The sequence below is a fragment of the Methylobacter sp. genome (assembly GCF_023227905.1).
GTDB lineage: Bacteria > Pseudomonadota > Gammaproteobacteria > Methylococcales > Methylomonadaceae > Methylobacter_A.
Genome location: NZ_JALOCF010000003.1, coordinates 144,779 through 158,771, shown reverse-complemented (window position 1 = coordinate 158,771; position 13,993 = coordinate 144,779). Strand labels below are relative to the sequence as shown.

At 47.4% G+C, this 13,993-nt stretch carries 16 protein-coding genes; 15 read left to right on the top strand and 1 reads right to left on the bottom strand.

Annotated features, from left to right (window positions below; genetic code table 11):
* A partial coding sequence (locus M0R47_RS02310; RefSeq protein ID WP_292549720.1) for a FimV/HubP family polar landmark protein occupies positions 1-441 on the top strand: 441 nt, incomplete at its 5' end.
* A 49-nt stretch (positions 442-490) separates the two neighbouring features.
* Here the strand turns inward: M0R47_RS02310 and M0R47_RS02305 are convergent.
* The gene (locus M0R47_RS02305) at positions 491-1,261 is read right to left on the bottom strand and encodes an Hpt domain-containing protein (RefSeq protein WP_292549717.1); all 771 of its coding nucleotides are present in this window, start codon (positions 1,259-1,261) and stop codon (positions 491-493) included.
* Between the two features lie 416 nt (positions 1,262-1,677).
* Here M0R47_RS02305 and M0R47_RS02300 point away from each other — a divergent pair, with 416 nt between their 5' ends.
* Genes M0R47_RS02300 through motD form a run of 14 tightly spaced genes read left to right on the top strand, consistent with a single transcriptional unit; the run spans position 1,678 to position 13,929 of the window.
* Complete coding sequence (locus M0R47_RS02300; RefSeq protein ID WP_292549714.1) at positions 1,678-2,178, top strand: flagellar basal body-associated FliL family protein; 501 nt, start codon at positions 1,678-1,680, stop codon at positions 2,176-2,178.
* Position 2,179: 1 nt separating this feature from the next.
* Positions 2,180-3,175, top strand: coding sequence for a flagellar motor switch protein FliM (gene fliM / locus M0R47_RS02295; protein WP_292549710.1), 996 nt, complete (start codon positions 2,180-2,182; stop codon positions 3,173-3,175).
* Positions 3,176-3,230: 55 nt separating this feature from the next.
* On the top strand, positions 3,231-3,611 hold the full coding sequence (gene fliN, locus M0R47_RS02290) for a flagellar motor switch protein FliN (RefSeq protein ID WP_292549707.1): 381 nt from the start codon (positions 3,231-3,233) through the stop codon (positions 3,609-3,611).
* A complete protein-coding gene (fliO, locus tag M0R47_RS02285) occupies positions 3,611-4,051 on the top strand; it encodes a flagellar biosynthetic protein FliO (RefSeq protein WP_292549704.1) in 441 nt (146 codons plus the stop codon). Before fliN ends, fliO begins: the two co-directional genes overlap by 1 nt.
* 19 nt (positions 4,052-4,070) lie before the next feature.
* On the top strand, positions 4,071-4,817 hold the full coding sequence (gene fliP / locus M0R47_RS02280; RefSeq protein ID WP_292549740.1) for a flagellar type III secretion system pore protein FliP: 747 nt from the start codon (positions 4,071-4,073) through the stop codon (positions 4,815-4,817).
* 19 nt (positions 4,818-4,836) lie between these two features.
* Positions 4,837-5,106, top strand: coding sequence for a flagellar biosynthesis protein FliQ (gene fliQ, locus M0R47_RS02275; RefSeq protein ID WP_292549702.1), 270 nt, complete (start codon positions 4,837-4,839; stop codon positions 5,104-5,106).
* Positions 5,107-5,109: 3 nt separating this feature from the next.
* Entirely contained in the window at positions 5,110-5,883 is a 774-nt protein-coding gene (gene fliR, locus M0R47_RS02270) for a flagellar biosynthetic protein FliR (protein ID WP_292549699.1), read from the top strand.
* A gap of 3 nt (positions 5,884-5,886) precedes the next feature.
* A complete protein-coding gene (gene flhB, locus M0R47_RS02265) occupies positions 5,887-7,017 on the top strand; it encodes a flagellar biosynthesis protein FlhB (protein WP_292549696.1) in 1,131 nt (376 codons plus the stop codon).
* 4 nt (positions 7,018-7,021) lie between these two features.
* On the top strand, positions 7,022-9,121 hold the full coding sequence (gene flhA / locus M0R47_RS02260) for a flagellar biosynthesis protein FlhA (RefSeq protein ID WP_292549693.1): 2,100 nt from the start codon (positions 7,022-7,024) through the stop codon (positions 9,119-9,121).
* Between the two features lie 16 nt (positions 9,122-9,137).
* On the top strand, positions 9,138-10,697 hold the full coding sequence (gene flhF / locus M0R47_RS02255; RefSeq protein WP_292549690.1) for a flagellar biosynthesis protein FlhF: 1,560 nt from the start codon (positions 9,138-9,140) through the stop codon (positions 10,695-10,697).
* Positions 10,698-10,728: 31 nt separating this feature from the next.
* A complete protein-coding gene (locus M0R47_RS02250) occupies positions 10,729-11,562 on the top strand; it encodes a MinD/ParA family protein (protein ID WP_292549687.1) in 834 nt (277 codons plus the stop codon).
* A complete protein-coding gene (locus tag M0R47_RS02245) occupies positions 11,559-12,287 on the top strand; it encodes an RNA polymerase sigma factor FliA (protein WP_292549684.1) in 729 nt (242 codons plus the stop codon). The genes M0R47_RS02250 and M0R47_RS02245 overlap by 4 nt, the downstream gene beginning before the upstream one ends.
* A 31-nt stretch (positions 12,288-12,318) precedes the next feature.
* Positions 12,319-13,074, top strand: a complete 756-nt coding sequence (locus tag M0R47_RS02240) for a flagellar motor protein (RefSeq protein ID WP_292549682.1) — start codon at positions 12,319-12,321, stop codon at positions 13,072-13,074.
* A 3-nt stretch (positions 13,075-13,077) separates the two neighbouring features.
* Entirely contained in the window at positions 13,078-13,929 is an 852-nt protein-coding gene (gene motD / locus M0R47_RS02235) for a flagellar motor protein MotD (protein ID WP_292549680.1), read from the top strand.
* Positions 13,930-13,993 lie beyond the last annotated feature (64 nt).

Here is a 13,993-nt window from a genome sequence, read left to right as displayed (position 1 = left end):
GACGACTTTACTGCTCTCAGCGCTGTTGCGGATAAGCCGGGCGCAGAAATAGAAAGCGTTGATTTCGATCTAAGCTCGTTTTCAATGGATACCGAAGAGACGGCGGATGACTTTGCCGGTTTAGAAAATAACAATAAAAAGTCACAGGACATTGAGTTTTCTGCGGATAAATCATTAGACTTCAGTGATGATTTTGGCGGTGACTTTGACTTTAATTTTGATTTTGATCTGACAACTAGTGAGCAGTCCAGTCAGAATGATGAATTTGGTGTTTCTGATCTAACCGACATGGATGAGTTGGAAACGAAGCTGGATTTGGCAAAAGCCTATGTGGATATGGGCGATGCAGATGCGGCTAAGGATATTGCCAAAGAAGTGCTTGACCAAGGTACGGTTGAACAAAAAAAAGCAGCCCAGGCACTGCTTGACGAATTAGGCTAAACCGGTTTTTGCAGCCCGTAAGAAAGCCCTTTATGGGCTTTTTTATGGCTTAGTATTTGCCTAAGTGTGTCAGGATAAATTTTTGATGGCTTGAAAAAGTTAGAATGCATTGTTGCAGCATGAGAAAGTGCTGATATACGCTGGCAAAACTATTGTTTAACAGGCCGCTTTCTAATGCATTTGCTGACTGTTGAATGTCCGTTAAGCCACAAAAACTCGCCGAACCATTCAACTTGTGCGTAATTTCATGGGCAAGATCGTATTGCTTGTTTTCCAGCGCATTTTTAATGTCAATGACTTGCGAAGGCAATTCATCAAACAATTTTTCAAAAAGGGTTAGAGTAAGCCGCGGGTTATTTTTAGTTTTACTCAGGATTATTTGCACGTAATCAAAAGCCTTTGTTTGCCAAAGATCTATAACCTCATTGACCCGTTGTTCCGTTATGGGACCAGTCAGACAATCATAAAATGCCATCGGATATTGTTCATCGCTATAGAATTCGTCTTCCGTATTAGTGATAGCGATAACCGGTGTTTCGTTGTTTATTCCAAAAGGATTTTTGATGCGAGTGATAAGCTCCGATTGCCAAGGATAACGAGAGTGTTGCAATCGGTCGGGAATCGGTGCGGTCGAACAGTTTGCAGTAAAATCAAGCAGTATTAGGTCGAATTGAGTCGTTTCAATGTTCATCAAAATATCGTCATATTGGCTGGCTACAATAATATTTTGACGCCGATTCTTTAACGACAAATGGTTAATGTTGATATCAATGGTCATTAATACAATAAATTGTTCATGCTGCTTTGTTTTTAATGGCATTTCACTTTCCAAGGAATGATGTTGTTTTGATGAGCAACTGTGCCTGGCCATCAAGAACATTTATTGCGGACAGGGGTGAAAGTTTTCATTGCGCATAGGCGTCGGTTTTATGGCGGGTTCATTTACCAAGGTCGCGGTTCTTTGAGCGTATTCACTTCGCAAGACTTGTAATTGATGCTTGTCACAATTAATCATTAACATTTACAAGTATTCGTATCTTATTCTTTTAAAAGGATCTTTTTTCTTGTATGATTCGGTTTTGTGATGCCGGTCAATGATAACATTCAGCTGTTTGTTAGTGTTATTTACAGATGTCGGTGAATGGCAATTTTAATTTACTAAGTTGTTTTATAAGTATTATTGTTATGTGGTCTTTAAATTGCTTAATTACGGATTAAAAACTAAAGGGTTTTAACATGGCTGAACTTGAGCAAGAAAGCGGGAGCATAAAAAAGTCTCCCAAAAAACTGATCATCATAATTGTCGCGGCAATAATACTATTAGCAGCGGGTGGCGGCGCCACTTTCTTTCTTATGAAAGAGGATTCATCCAATGGAAAAGGTGAGCATGCTGATGAGGATGAGGCGGCAGTTCATGCGGAAAAGCTCTATTTTGATATGAGCAAACCGATTGTTGTCGACTTTCCCAAGGGAGCGGCAATTCAGCACGGGCGGATTACAGTGTCCATGTTAGTCGAAGGCGCCGAGACTATTGAAGTTTTAAAAAAAAATGAACCTATGATGCGCAATAATCTGTTGATGCTGATTGGTGCGCAAGACCCGGCAAGTTTGAATACTCGCGAAGGAAAGGAGCTGTTAGGCAAAGCTATGTTAGATGATGTGACCGCCGTGCTAGTAAAAATGGCAGGGAAGGGGAAGGTTAATGAGATTTTTTTTACTTCATTTGTAATGCAATAACATGAGTGATTTACTCTCGCAGGCAGAAATAGATGCACTGCTAAATGGTGTTAGCGATGGAGATATCGAAACAGAGGATGATTCCGAGTTTTATGCTGAAGCCGATGCTGAAGAATTTTATGAAAAAGGCGCGGTCAGGGAGTATGACTTTGCCAGCCAGGAAAGAATTGTTCGCGGGCGTATGCCGACCCTGGAAATGGTTAATGAACGGTTTGCCAGATTTATCCGCATTTCATTATTCAACTTTCTGCGTCGCTCGGCAGAAATCTTTATATCCGGTATTCAGGTTCAAAAGTTTTCTGAATATATACAGGGCTTGCTGGTTCCGACTAATTTAACGATTGTTCGGTTTAATCCCTTGCGCGGCAAGGCATTGATAGTCATCGATCCGCGACTTGTCTTTACGGTAGTCGATAATTTTTTTGGCGGTGCAGGACAATTTTATAACCAGACCGAAGGCAGGGAATTTACGCCGACTGAAATGCGGGTGGTTCGAATCATCATTGACATGATCTTCAAGGATTTGAAAGAAGCCTGGAAGCCGGTCATGGATCTCGATTTCGAGTATATCGGCGCAGAAATTAATCCACGGTTTGCCAATATTATCGGGCCTGGGGATATTATCGTGATCTCTACCATTCATGTCGAGCTGGAAGGCGGGGGTGGCGACGTCAATATTGCTATGCCCTATGCGATGCTTGAGCCAATCCGGGAGTTGTTGGATGCCATCAGCAGTGATAGTGGCGAGGTAGATAATGGTTGGCAGGCGGCATTGCGTGGAGAAGTATTGAGAGCAGAGGTCAATGTAAACAGCCTTCTAGTGGAAAAAAGCATGTCCATAAGAGACGTTATGCGGTTAAAAAAAGGCGATGTCATACCTATTGATATGCCGGAGACGGTAATCCTTAAAGCGGAAGGAATTCCTGTGTTTGAAGGTAAAGTGGGCGTATCGGACGGCAATTATGCAATACAGATTATGGATAAGGTAAAGCTTTGAATCGACCTGATGCGTTGTAGGGTTTGATCATAACAATATTAAGTTGGGAAATAACATGAGTGAATATCCAGATATGCCTGGGGGTGCAGAACCGGTTGATGACTTTGAGGCCGCTGCATTCCAGGAGTTTAATAATCAGTTTGAAGATAAACAATCATCTTCGGCTTCAGGCGATGAAATCAATCTTGATGTTATTTTGGACGTTCCCGTTACTATTTCAATGGAAATTGGCAGGACACAGATTAATATCAGAAATCTTTTGCAACTAAATCAGGGCTCGGTTGTTGAGTTGGAGCGTTTTGCCGGAGAACCGCTTGATGTGTTGGTGAACGGCACACTGATCGCGCATGGTGAAGTGGTAGTAATCAATGATAAATTCGGGATTCGCTTAACCGATGTCATAAGTCCGTCGGAACGGGTTAAAAGATTAGCCTGATGCCTGAAAAGATAATTACCGCATGGTTGATGTTCTGGTGGTTTCCCGCCTGTTTTGCTGTGCCGGGAGCCGATGTTTCCAAACAGGCAGTCAGGACGGTTTCCTCCGGAGATATGCTTCATTGGGGCATGGCCTTGTTGATAGTCTTGGCTATCTTTTTTTTCTGTGTCTGGGGAATGCGCAAGTTAAGCGGAATCTCTGCCGGTGGCACAGAAAAAATGCGCGTCGTTGGCGGTCTGTCATTGGGCATGCGGGAAAAAGTCGTTTTGCTCCAGGTTGGAAAAAAGCAGCTGATTTTAGGGGTGACGCCGGGACGTATCGACGCTCTGCATGTGTTGGAAGGCGACGATTGCTTGACTAATGAGCCGTCGTCTATCGACAAAGACAGCGGATTTAGCGCGATAGTGCAACAGGTAATCAAAGGAAGAGCCAATGGCTAACAGCGCTTTATTTCGATCAATGGCGTTTCGGTTGCTGATTATAGGGATCGCTTTTTTTGCGCTCGATACGCCGTCTTACGCCGCAGCGGGTATTGATGCAGTCACCATTACTACAGGCAAGCAAGGCGCTCAGACCTACTCGGTAACGATCCAGATTCTGGCGTTAATGACCTTGCTGACCGTGCTGCCGGCGCTGTTGCTGACCATGACGTCGTTTACCCGGATCATGATCGTCCTGAGCTTGCTGCGAACGGCATTAGGCACCGGACAGGCGCCAAGTAACCAGGTGTTGTTAGGCTTGTCCATGTTTTTGACAATCTTCATCATGATGCCGGTCTTCGATAAGGTGAACACCGAAGCCGTACAGCCCTATCTGGAAGAGAAAATCGACGTGACCGCAGCCCTTGAAAAAGCGTCCGAGCCGTTCCGGCAGTTTATGCTCAAGCAGACCAGAGAGTCAGACCTGGAATTATTTATCAGGATTTCCGGCAATGCGGAACTGGATTCGGCTGAAAACGTGCCGTTTTCGTTATTGTTGCCGGCTTTCGTGACCAGTGAATTGAAGACGGCTTTTCAAATAGGCTTCCTGATTTTTCTGCCTTTTTTGATCATCGATTTGGTGGTGGCCAGCGTGCTGATGTCCATGGGTATGATGATGCTGTCGCCGATGATTATTTCCCTGCCTTTTAAAATCATGTTGTTTGTTCTTGCTGACGGTTGGTCTTTGATCATGGAAATGTTGGCGGCGAGTTTTTATGTCAGTTGACGGCAGCTCAAGGTAATTTATGGCGCCGGAAACTATCTCCATGGTTGCCCAGGAGGCGATGATTGTTGCGATCAAGCTGACTGCGCCGATATTGCTGCCTTCTTTGGCGGTGGGTCTGATTATCGCGATGTTCCAGGCGGCCACCCAGATTAATGAGGCGACCTTGACATTTGTGCCCAAGGTCATCGTTATAGGGATTGTGTTGATGATTATGGGGCCGGCCATGCTGCAAATGTTCCTTGATTATTTTCAAGGCTTGATCAGGGACATCCCCCATTTAATTGGTTGAACGTTGAACTTTACCGATGCGCAGATTCTCAACCAAGCGGCATTGTTTATATGGCCGTTAATGCGTATTAGCGCGATGTTTGTATCCGTGCCGTTGTTTAGCATTCGAGCCGTGCCGGCTCGGGTCAGGCTGGTTCTTTCAGTGGCAATAACGCTCGTGGTCATGCCGTTGCTCCCCCCTTTACCGAAAGTTGAAATGTTCAGTTATCCCGGATTTATGATGGCCCTGACGCAGATTATGATCGGCTTGACGAGCGGCTTTATTTTACAGTTGGTATTTGCGGCGGTCGTGTTTACCGGGCAAAGCATTGCTTTAAGCATGGGTCTGGGCTTTTCGATGATGGTTGATCCGCAAAGCGGGCAGCAGGTGCCGGTGATTGCACAATTTTATACCGTCACTACGACGCTAATTTTTATTAGTTTGGATGGGCATTTATTGCTGATACAAATGCTGCTGGATAGTTTTAAAACCCTGCCGATTGGCGTTGACGGTATCGACAAGGCCGGTATCTGGTCTATCCTGGCGTGGAGCAGCCGAATGTTTGCCGGCGGATTATTGTTGGCTATGCCCGTGGTCGCCAGCCTGTTGCTGATTAATGTCATTTTTGGAGTGGCGTCCAGAGCGGCTCCGCAATTACAAATATTCTCGGTGGGCTTTCCGGTAACTTTGATGCTGGGCATGTTGTTGGTCTGGAAAACATTGCCGGATGTGCTGGATCAATTCTCCGGGATGTTAACGGACGCTTATGATTTGATCGGGCAGTTACTGCGATTGTAGATTATGGCTGAAGATTCGGATCAGGAAAAAACAGAACAGCCCACCGGTAAGCGTTTAGACGACGCCCGCAAAAAAGGCCAGATTGCCCGCTCCAGAGAGCTTAACACTTTCGCGATGCTGATCGTCAGCGCAACCTTGTTGCTGATTCAGGGGGAGAAAATCGGTAAGGGTCTGTTGGGCATGATGCGGGCCGACTTTCAACTGAGCCGTGAAACCATTTTTGATCCGGTCAGCCTCACTCTGTATTTTAAGCAGGCAATGATTGATGGCCTCATGTTGGTTGCGCCGTTTTTTGCGTTGATGGTCGTTGTCGCTATTATTGCGCCGATATCAATGGGCGGCTGGATATTTAGCTGGGAAGCTATTTCGCCCAAGCTGGAAAAAATGGACCCCATCAAGGGCATACCCCGGCTGTTTGCGATGCGGGGACTGATAGAAATGCTCAAAGCATTGCTGAAGATTTTATTGGTTTTTGCTGTCGCGGTTGCTTTGTACCGATCCTATATCAGTGAATTGCTGGGTTTGGGTGTCGAGTCGCCTGAGCAGGCAGTAGACCATGCACTCAATATCATTGGCATGTGCTTTTTACTGCTCAGTGCCTCGCTGATTGTTATTGCGATGCTTGATGTGCCTTATCAGTTATGGGATCACAACAAGAAACTGAAAATGACCTTGCAGGAAATCAAGGATGAGCATAAAGAGTCCGAGGGTAGCCCCGAGGTGAAAGGGCGGCAGCGCAGGATGCAAATGGATATGGCGCAAAACCGGATGATGGCGGAAGTGCCGAAAGCCGATGTTATTGTGACTAATCCCAGCCATTATGCGGTGGCTTTAAAATATGACCAAACTTCTAATGGCGCACCAAAACTAATTGCCAAGGGCGTCGATTTGATAGCCGCCCAAATCCGTAACGCGGCGATAGGCGCCGATGTGCCGCTGGTGGCGTCACCGCCCTTAGCCAGGGCGCTGTATTATTCGACCGAGTTGGATAGAGAGATACCGCAAGGGCTTTATTTGGCTGTGGCGCAAATACTTGCCTATGTCTATCAGTTAAAAGCAGCGCAGAAAAACGACTGGAGAGCGCCATTGCCACCGGCAGATATTAACGTGCCTGACGAATTTAAACGGGATTAGAGGTATGGATTTTACTAAATTAAAAGCCGCGTTGGCGATGCTGGGCAAAGCCGAGCTGGGTGCGCCGTTAGTTATCGTTATGATTCTGTCGATGCTGATATTGCCCTTGCCGGCATTCGTACTCGACCTGTTTTTTACCTTTAACATCGCATTCTCGCTAATCATCCTGCTGGTCGTTGTTTATACGCTTAAGCCGCTGGAATTTGCCTCATTTCCAACCGTTATCCTGCTTGCGACCATATTGCGTTTGGCGTTGAACGTGGCTTCGACGCGTGTCGTACTGATTGAGGGTCATAAGGGCGGCGACGCGGCCGGCAAGGTGATTGAGGCCTTTGGCGCTTTCGTGATCGGCGGCAACTTTGCCGTGGGTCTGGTGGTTTTTGCGATCCTGGTGATCATCAATTTCATGGTTGTCACCAAAGGCGCCGGGCGGATTGCCGAAGTCGGGGCGAGGTTTACCCTGGATGCGATGCCGGGCAAGCAAATGGCCATCGATGCCGATTTGAACGCCGGCTTGCTGACCCAGGATCAAGCACGTGAGCGGCGCGCCGAAGTGGCTACCGAAGCGGATTTTTACGGTTCTATGGACGGTGCGAGCAAGTTTGTCCGGGGTGATGCGATTGCCGGGATTATCATCCTGTTTGTTAATATGATCGGCGGCTTGGCCATTGGCGTTCTTCAGCACGATCTGAGTTTTGCCGAGGCAGGAAAGATTTATGTATTGCTGTCCATTGGCGATGGCTTGGTCGCCCAGATTCCGTCCCTGTTGTTGTCGGTAGCCTCCGCGCTGGTCGTTACTAAAGTTGGCAGCACTGGCGAAAATATCGGGCAACAGGTCACCGCGCAGCTGTTTGCAAACCCTAAAGCGTTGACGGTCTCGGCAGCGGTGGTTGGCGCGCTGGGCATCATTCCCGGCATGCCGAATTTAGTATTTATCTTGCTCGCCTCGGTTCTGGGCGGTGCAGCCTATTTAATCGAAAAACGGCATAAAGACGCCGAGTTGGTGACTATCGATTATCCGCAGGAGCTGACTCAAAACCTGCTCGCTCCTGAGACCAAAGAGCTGGGTTGGGATGATGTGATGCCGGTTGATGTGGTCGGCCTGGAAGTAGGTTATCGGCTCATTCCGCTGGTGGACAAGAACCAGGGTGGGCAGCTTATGGTTCGCATCAAGGGAGTACGGAAAAAGCTGTCCCAGGAATTGGGCTTTTTAATTCCATCGGTGCATATCCGGGATAATCTTGATTTAAGTCCAACGGCTTACAAGATTTCGCTGATGGGCGTGGCTGTAGGTGAGGCCGAAATTATGCCGGATATGGAGATGGCGATTAATCCCGGCCGTGTTTTTGGCACTTTGAAGGGCAAGGAATGCAAGGACCCTGCATTTGGCCTGGATGCGGTATGGATAGAACCCAACCAGAAAGATCATGCGCAAACCTTGGGTTATACGGTGGTCGACCCTGGGACGGTGGTGGCGACCCATCTGAGCCATCTTTTGCAGGCACATGCCCATGAGTTGTTCGGCTATGAAGAGGCGAATAAAGTACTCGACAACCTGGCTAAGTCCGCCCCTAAGCTGGTCGAGGACCTGGTGCCGAAAACATTGCCGTTGGGCGTAGTGGTCAAGGTATTGCAAAACTTGTTACAAGAGCATGTGCCTATCAGGGATATGCGCACTATCGTCGAAACTTTGGCGGAGTATGGGCTTAGGAGTCAAGATCCCGACATCCTGACATCGGCGGTACGTGCCGGATTAGGGCGGTTAATTATCCATGAAATCAGTGGCATGCAGGATGAGTTGCCGGTTATTACCTTGGATCATGAGTTGGAACAGTTATTGCATAAGTCTTTGCAAACGGCAGGCGAAAGTGGTGTTGGGATAGAACCGGGGTTAGCAGAACAAATGCATACATCCTTGCAGGAAAGTATGCAGAAGATGGAAATGGAAGGGCAGACCGCAGTGTTGCTGGTTTCTTCTTATATCCGCCCCTGGCTGTCCCGATTCGTTCGCCATTCAATTCCGGGTTTACATGTCTTGGCATACAATGAAATACCTGCTGATCGCCAGATCAAAGTGGTTTCAACTGTCGGACGAAGAACATAGTACATGAGGCTAAGTAATGAAAATTAAACGTTTTTTTGCGGCAGATATACGCCAGGCCATGCGCATGGTTAAAGAAGAATTGGGTTCAGATGCAGTCATAATGTCCAACAAATCTGTTGATGGCGGTGTTGAAATTGTCGCCGCGCGGGATTTTGATGAACAGCTGATCCAGAGCAAGCTGCAAAAACAGGCCGCAGAACAACAGTCTTCTGATCGGTCGTACAGGTCTTCTGCCGATAGCGATATTTTAAGCAGTCGTGAAACTAAAAAAGTTGATTTGCCTGATTTTGAAGCGGAAAAAAATCATTTGCATGTATTAAGCAGTCAAAGAAAACAAAGCGCGGAAGGTTTCGTGCCTGAGCGCTCTCCCGCGCGGCCGCAACGCTTCCCGGCCGATCGCGACACTTCCGGCATTTCTGGCGGTCGGTCGAACCGATTCCCTACCGATTCCGACACTTCCACCATCCCTGGCGGCCGCCGGAATATTGACCAATATGTCGGCTATGCGGAAAAAGTGCATCTACGCGGAAATATGGAAACGGTGTCCGCAAAAGCTGCCAAACCGGTCGTGTATTCCACGCCACAGAAGCCCAAGCCAGCAGAACGGCCTATGCAAATAGCTATGCCATCTGAAAAGCAGGGCAGCCCGGCCGATAATTTGCTGATGGAAATGAGCAAAGAGCTTAAATCCTTACGGTCTGCGATGGACTCCAAGCTGTCCAGCGTTAGCTGGGCCGCAATGTCACAAACCAACCCGGTCAGGGCTGACTTGCTACAGCGATTGGCTGGGATGAGTATTTCAAGAAAACTGAGTGTTAAAATTGCTAATCGCTTTACCAATCACACGGATCCAGAACTTGTTTTTAGTCAAGCTCAAGAGCTGTTGGCTAAAGTGCTGCCTGTGGCCGAGGATGATTTGCTACAGCACGGCGGTATTGCCGCTTTGGTAGGGCCTACTGGCGTCGGAAAAACCACAACGATTGCCAAGCTGGCCGCCAAATTCATTTTAAAACACGGGCCGAGACAGGTGGCGTTGATTACTACCGATAATTATCGCATTGGCGCGCATGAGCAGCTGAATACCTATGGACGGATACTTGACGTTCCGGTTCGGGTGGCATCCAGTGCCGCTGAATTGCGTAACCTGATCACCGGTTTTTCGGACAAGCGCCTTATTTTGATCGATACTGCCGGCATGAGCCAACGCGACATGAAGCTGGTCGAGCAGATTAACACCCTGCAACAAAGCGGCATTGCCATTAAATCCTATCTGGTAATGTCGGCTGCGACCGAATACAAGGCCATGAATGAAATCATCAAGGCTTTTCAGGTTTTTGAACCACAAGCCAGTATTTTGACTAAACTTGACGAAGCGGCAACGATAGGTTCGGCAGTTTCTTCAATCATAGAGAATAATCTGCCGCTGTCTTTTATTGCCGACGGCCAGCAAGTACCTGAGGATATGCACTGCCCTTGTGCCCGAACTTTAATCTCGCAATGTGTGGCTGAGCTGGATATGGAAACTGATTACAACGATATAAATAATGAAGCTTGGGCGGCACAAGGCTATGCATAAACAATCTGACCAAGCAGCCGGGATAAGAAAAATGAATAAAATGAAACCCGTTCGCGTCATTGCAGTCACCAGCGGCAAAGGGGGCGTAGGCAAAACAAACTTGTCGGTTAACATTGGCATCGCGTTGTCGCAAATGGGGCAGCGGGTGGTGTTAATGGATGCTGATATGGGACTGGCTAATGTCGATATTTTGCTAGGCGTGTATCCCCAGTTCAATCTGTCTCATGTGCTGTCAGGGGAAAAGACCTTGGATGAGATCATGATGGACGGCCCTTCAGGTTTGAGAGTGATTCCCGGGGCATCCGGTATTCAGAAAATGTCTGAATTGAACACAATTGAACAGGCCGCAGTGATCCGTGCCTTTAGCGAGATCGATCAGGATATCGATGTATTGATTGTCGATACTGCGGCCGGCATATCCGCAAGCGTGGTCAATTTTGCCCGCGCGTGCCAGGAAATTATCGTGGTTGTCTGCGATGAGCCGACATCGTTAACCGATGCTTACGCATTTATCAAGTTGCTGAACAGGGATTACGGCTTGTCCCATTTTCATGTGATCACCAATATGGTTCAAAGCGTTCAGCAAGGCCATGCGTTATTCCAGAAGTTAAACAAGGTAACGGATCGCTATCTGGATGTTACCCTGAAGTTTGCAGGCGCGGTGCCGTATGACGAATATTTGCGTAAATCAGTCCAAAAGCAGTCGCCGGTTATTATGGGCTTTCCCAGAAGCAAGGCTTCTCTCGCACTGAAAGCAATCGCATCAAGAATTGACAGTTGGCCGCTGAAATCTCAAGCAGGCGGCTATATTGAGTTTTTTATTGAAAGAATGATTCAATACGGATCCCAAAAGGATGTCGCATGAGTGGAGTGGCAATGTACACTGCGGTACAGGCTGGAGGCACCGATGAGCGTGTCTTGCAGCATGCGCCGTTAGTTAAGCGCATTGCCTACCACTTATTGAACAGGCTGCCGGATTCCGTTCAGGTCGATGATTTGATTCAGGCGGGGATGCTCGGCTTGCTGGAAGCCATCAAGAATTATGACGTCTCGCAGGGCGCCAGCTTTGATACCTATGCGGGCATTCGTATCCGGGGAGCCATGCTGGATGAGGTCAGGCGCAGTGATTGGACGCCTCGCTCCGTGCATAAGAAATCACGGATGGTTTCCGACGCCATACGGGAAATCGAAAATAGAACCGGCCGCGAAGCAAGAGACGTCGATGTGGCCGAGCAGCTAGGCATCGCCATGGATGAATATAATCACATTCTTCAGGACTCAAGCAGCTGCCGCCTGTTCAGTGTCGAAGAATTGGCGGAAGATGGTGATTATTACCTTGATGATGTCCTGGATCATGAACAAGGCCTTGTAGACGGCATCAGCCGGGAGGGTTTTCAACGGGCGTTGGCAAAGGCCATCATGGGCTTGCCTGAGCGTGAGCGTTTGGTTATAGCTCTTTATTATGATGAGGAACTAAATTTGCGCGAAATCGGAGAAGTTTTGAATGTGAGTGAATCCCGGGTCAGTCAAATCTGCACTCAGGCGGTGTTGAGATTGCGTTCAAGATTGTCCGAATGGACCAACGATTAATGATTTCCGGTAGGCAAGCTGAAAACTAAAAATGGATATTTTAAGTATTGCGGGGATTTTTGTCGGCTTCGGTGCAATTTTGTTGGGAGTTATGCTGGATGGCGGTGATGTCAGTTCGCTGATTAACGTACCTGCGCTCATTATTGTGTTTGGAGGAACAGTCGGGGCGACACTGTTGCAATTTCCGCCAGCCGTTTTTGTCAGGAGCATGAAAATGCTTTCATGGGTATTAATGCCTCAGAAAATAAATCTTTCTGTGCAGATTGACCAGGTAATTCATTGGAGTCACATGGCGCGTAAGGAAGGCTTGTTAGGCCTTGAAAATACGCTGCCCGATGAACAAGATCCGTTTATAAAAAAAGGCTTGCAGTTGCTGATTGACGGAACTGATCCTGATGCCATTCGGGATATACTGGATTTGGATATATTGTCGAAAGAAAGTATAGGCTTACAGGCGGCAGGATTATATGAAGCGATGGGTGGGTATGCGCCGACCATCGGTATTCTCGGCGCTGTGATGGGCTTAATTCATGTCATGCAAAACCTCACTAACCCGGAACTTTTAGGGGAGGGCATAGCAACAGCTTTTGTCGCGACAATATATGGCGTAGGATCTGCTAACCTGGTTTTTTTACCGATGTCCAATAAATTAAAAGCTTATGTACTTGCGGCGACCCAGGCCAGAGAAATGTTGGCTGATGGCATTATTGCTATTGCAGAGGGCGAAAATCCAAGAAATATCGAGCTGAAACTGGGCGGCTATCTACAAGATTCATCTAAAGACTAGGCTATGGCGAGGCGCAGGAAAAGACGTACAGCAGAGGCTAATAATCACGATCGGTGGCTGGTGTCATACGCCGATTTCATAACTTTGTTATTTGCCTTTTTTGTGGTCATGTATGCAATTTCCTCAGTTAATGAAGGCAAGTACAAGACACTGTCCGAGTCATTAGGCGAAGCGTTTTCCAATAACGGACAACACGGCAATGAAATTGACCCCATTCAGATAGGTACTGTGCCGACATCTATTCAGCCCATCCCGTTGGAAAATCCAGCGACGACAGATGTTGAGGAAAAGCGCGATCTAAGTGAAGAAATATTAAAGGAAAGAAAGCGGTTGAGCCAAGTGTCAGGCCAATTTGAGCAGGTTTTAGCGCCTTTTATTGACGACAAGTTCGTGGCAGTTAAGAAAAATGACTATTGGATAGAGCTGGAAATGAATAGCGAGATGCTGTTCTTGAGCGGTGAGGCGGAATTATCCAAAACAGCGATACCGGTATTGAAAAAGATTGCCGAGGTGATTAACCCGTTGCCCAATATGGTTCAGGTTGAAGGGCATACCGACAATGTCCCTATCGATAATATAAAGTTCAGGTCGAATTGGGATTTGTCGTCCGCCCGGGCAACCAGTGTTGTGCATGAGCTTGTTAAGGAGGGTATTCATCCTCTTCGTTTGTCGGCGATCGGCTATGGAGAATTTCATCCTATCGCCGACAACAAGACCGAGGTGGGCCGGTTTCAGAACCGGCGGGTGGTTCTGGTTTTAATGTCGCAGGCTTTTGCCCGTTATGGCGCGAATGATGAAGAACGCGCCAAATTGTTAAACTTGGCTCCGACGGCAACGGTTGTTGATCGGCCATGATGCTTTTTTAACAATAAAGCGGAATGACTGCTAATATTAAATATGAGATCCTCATTTACGCCAA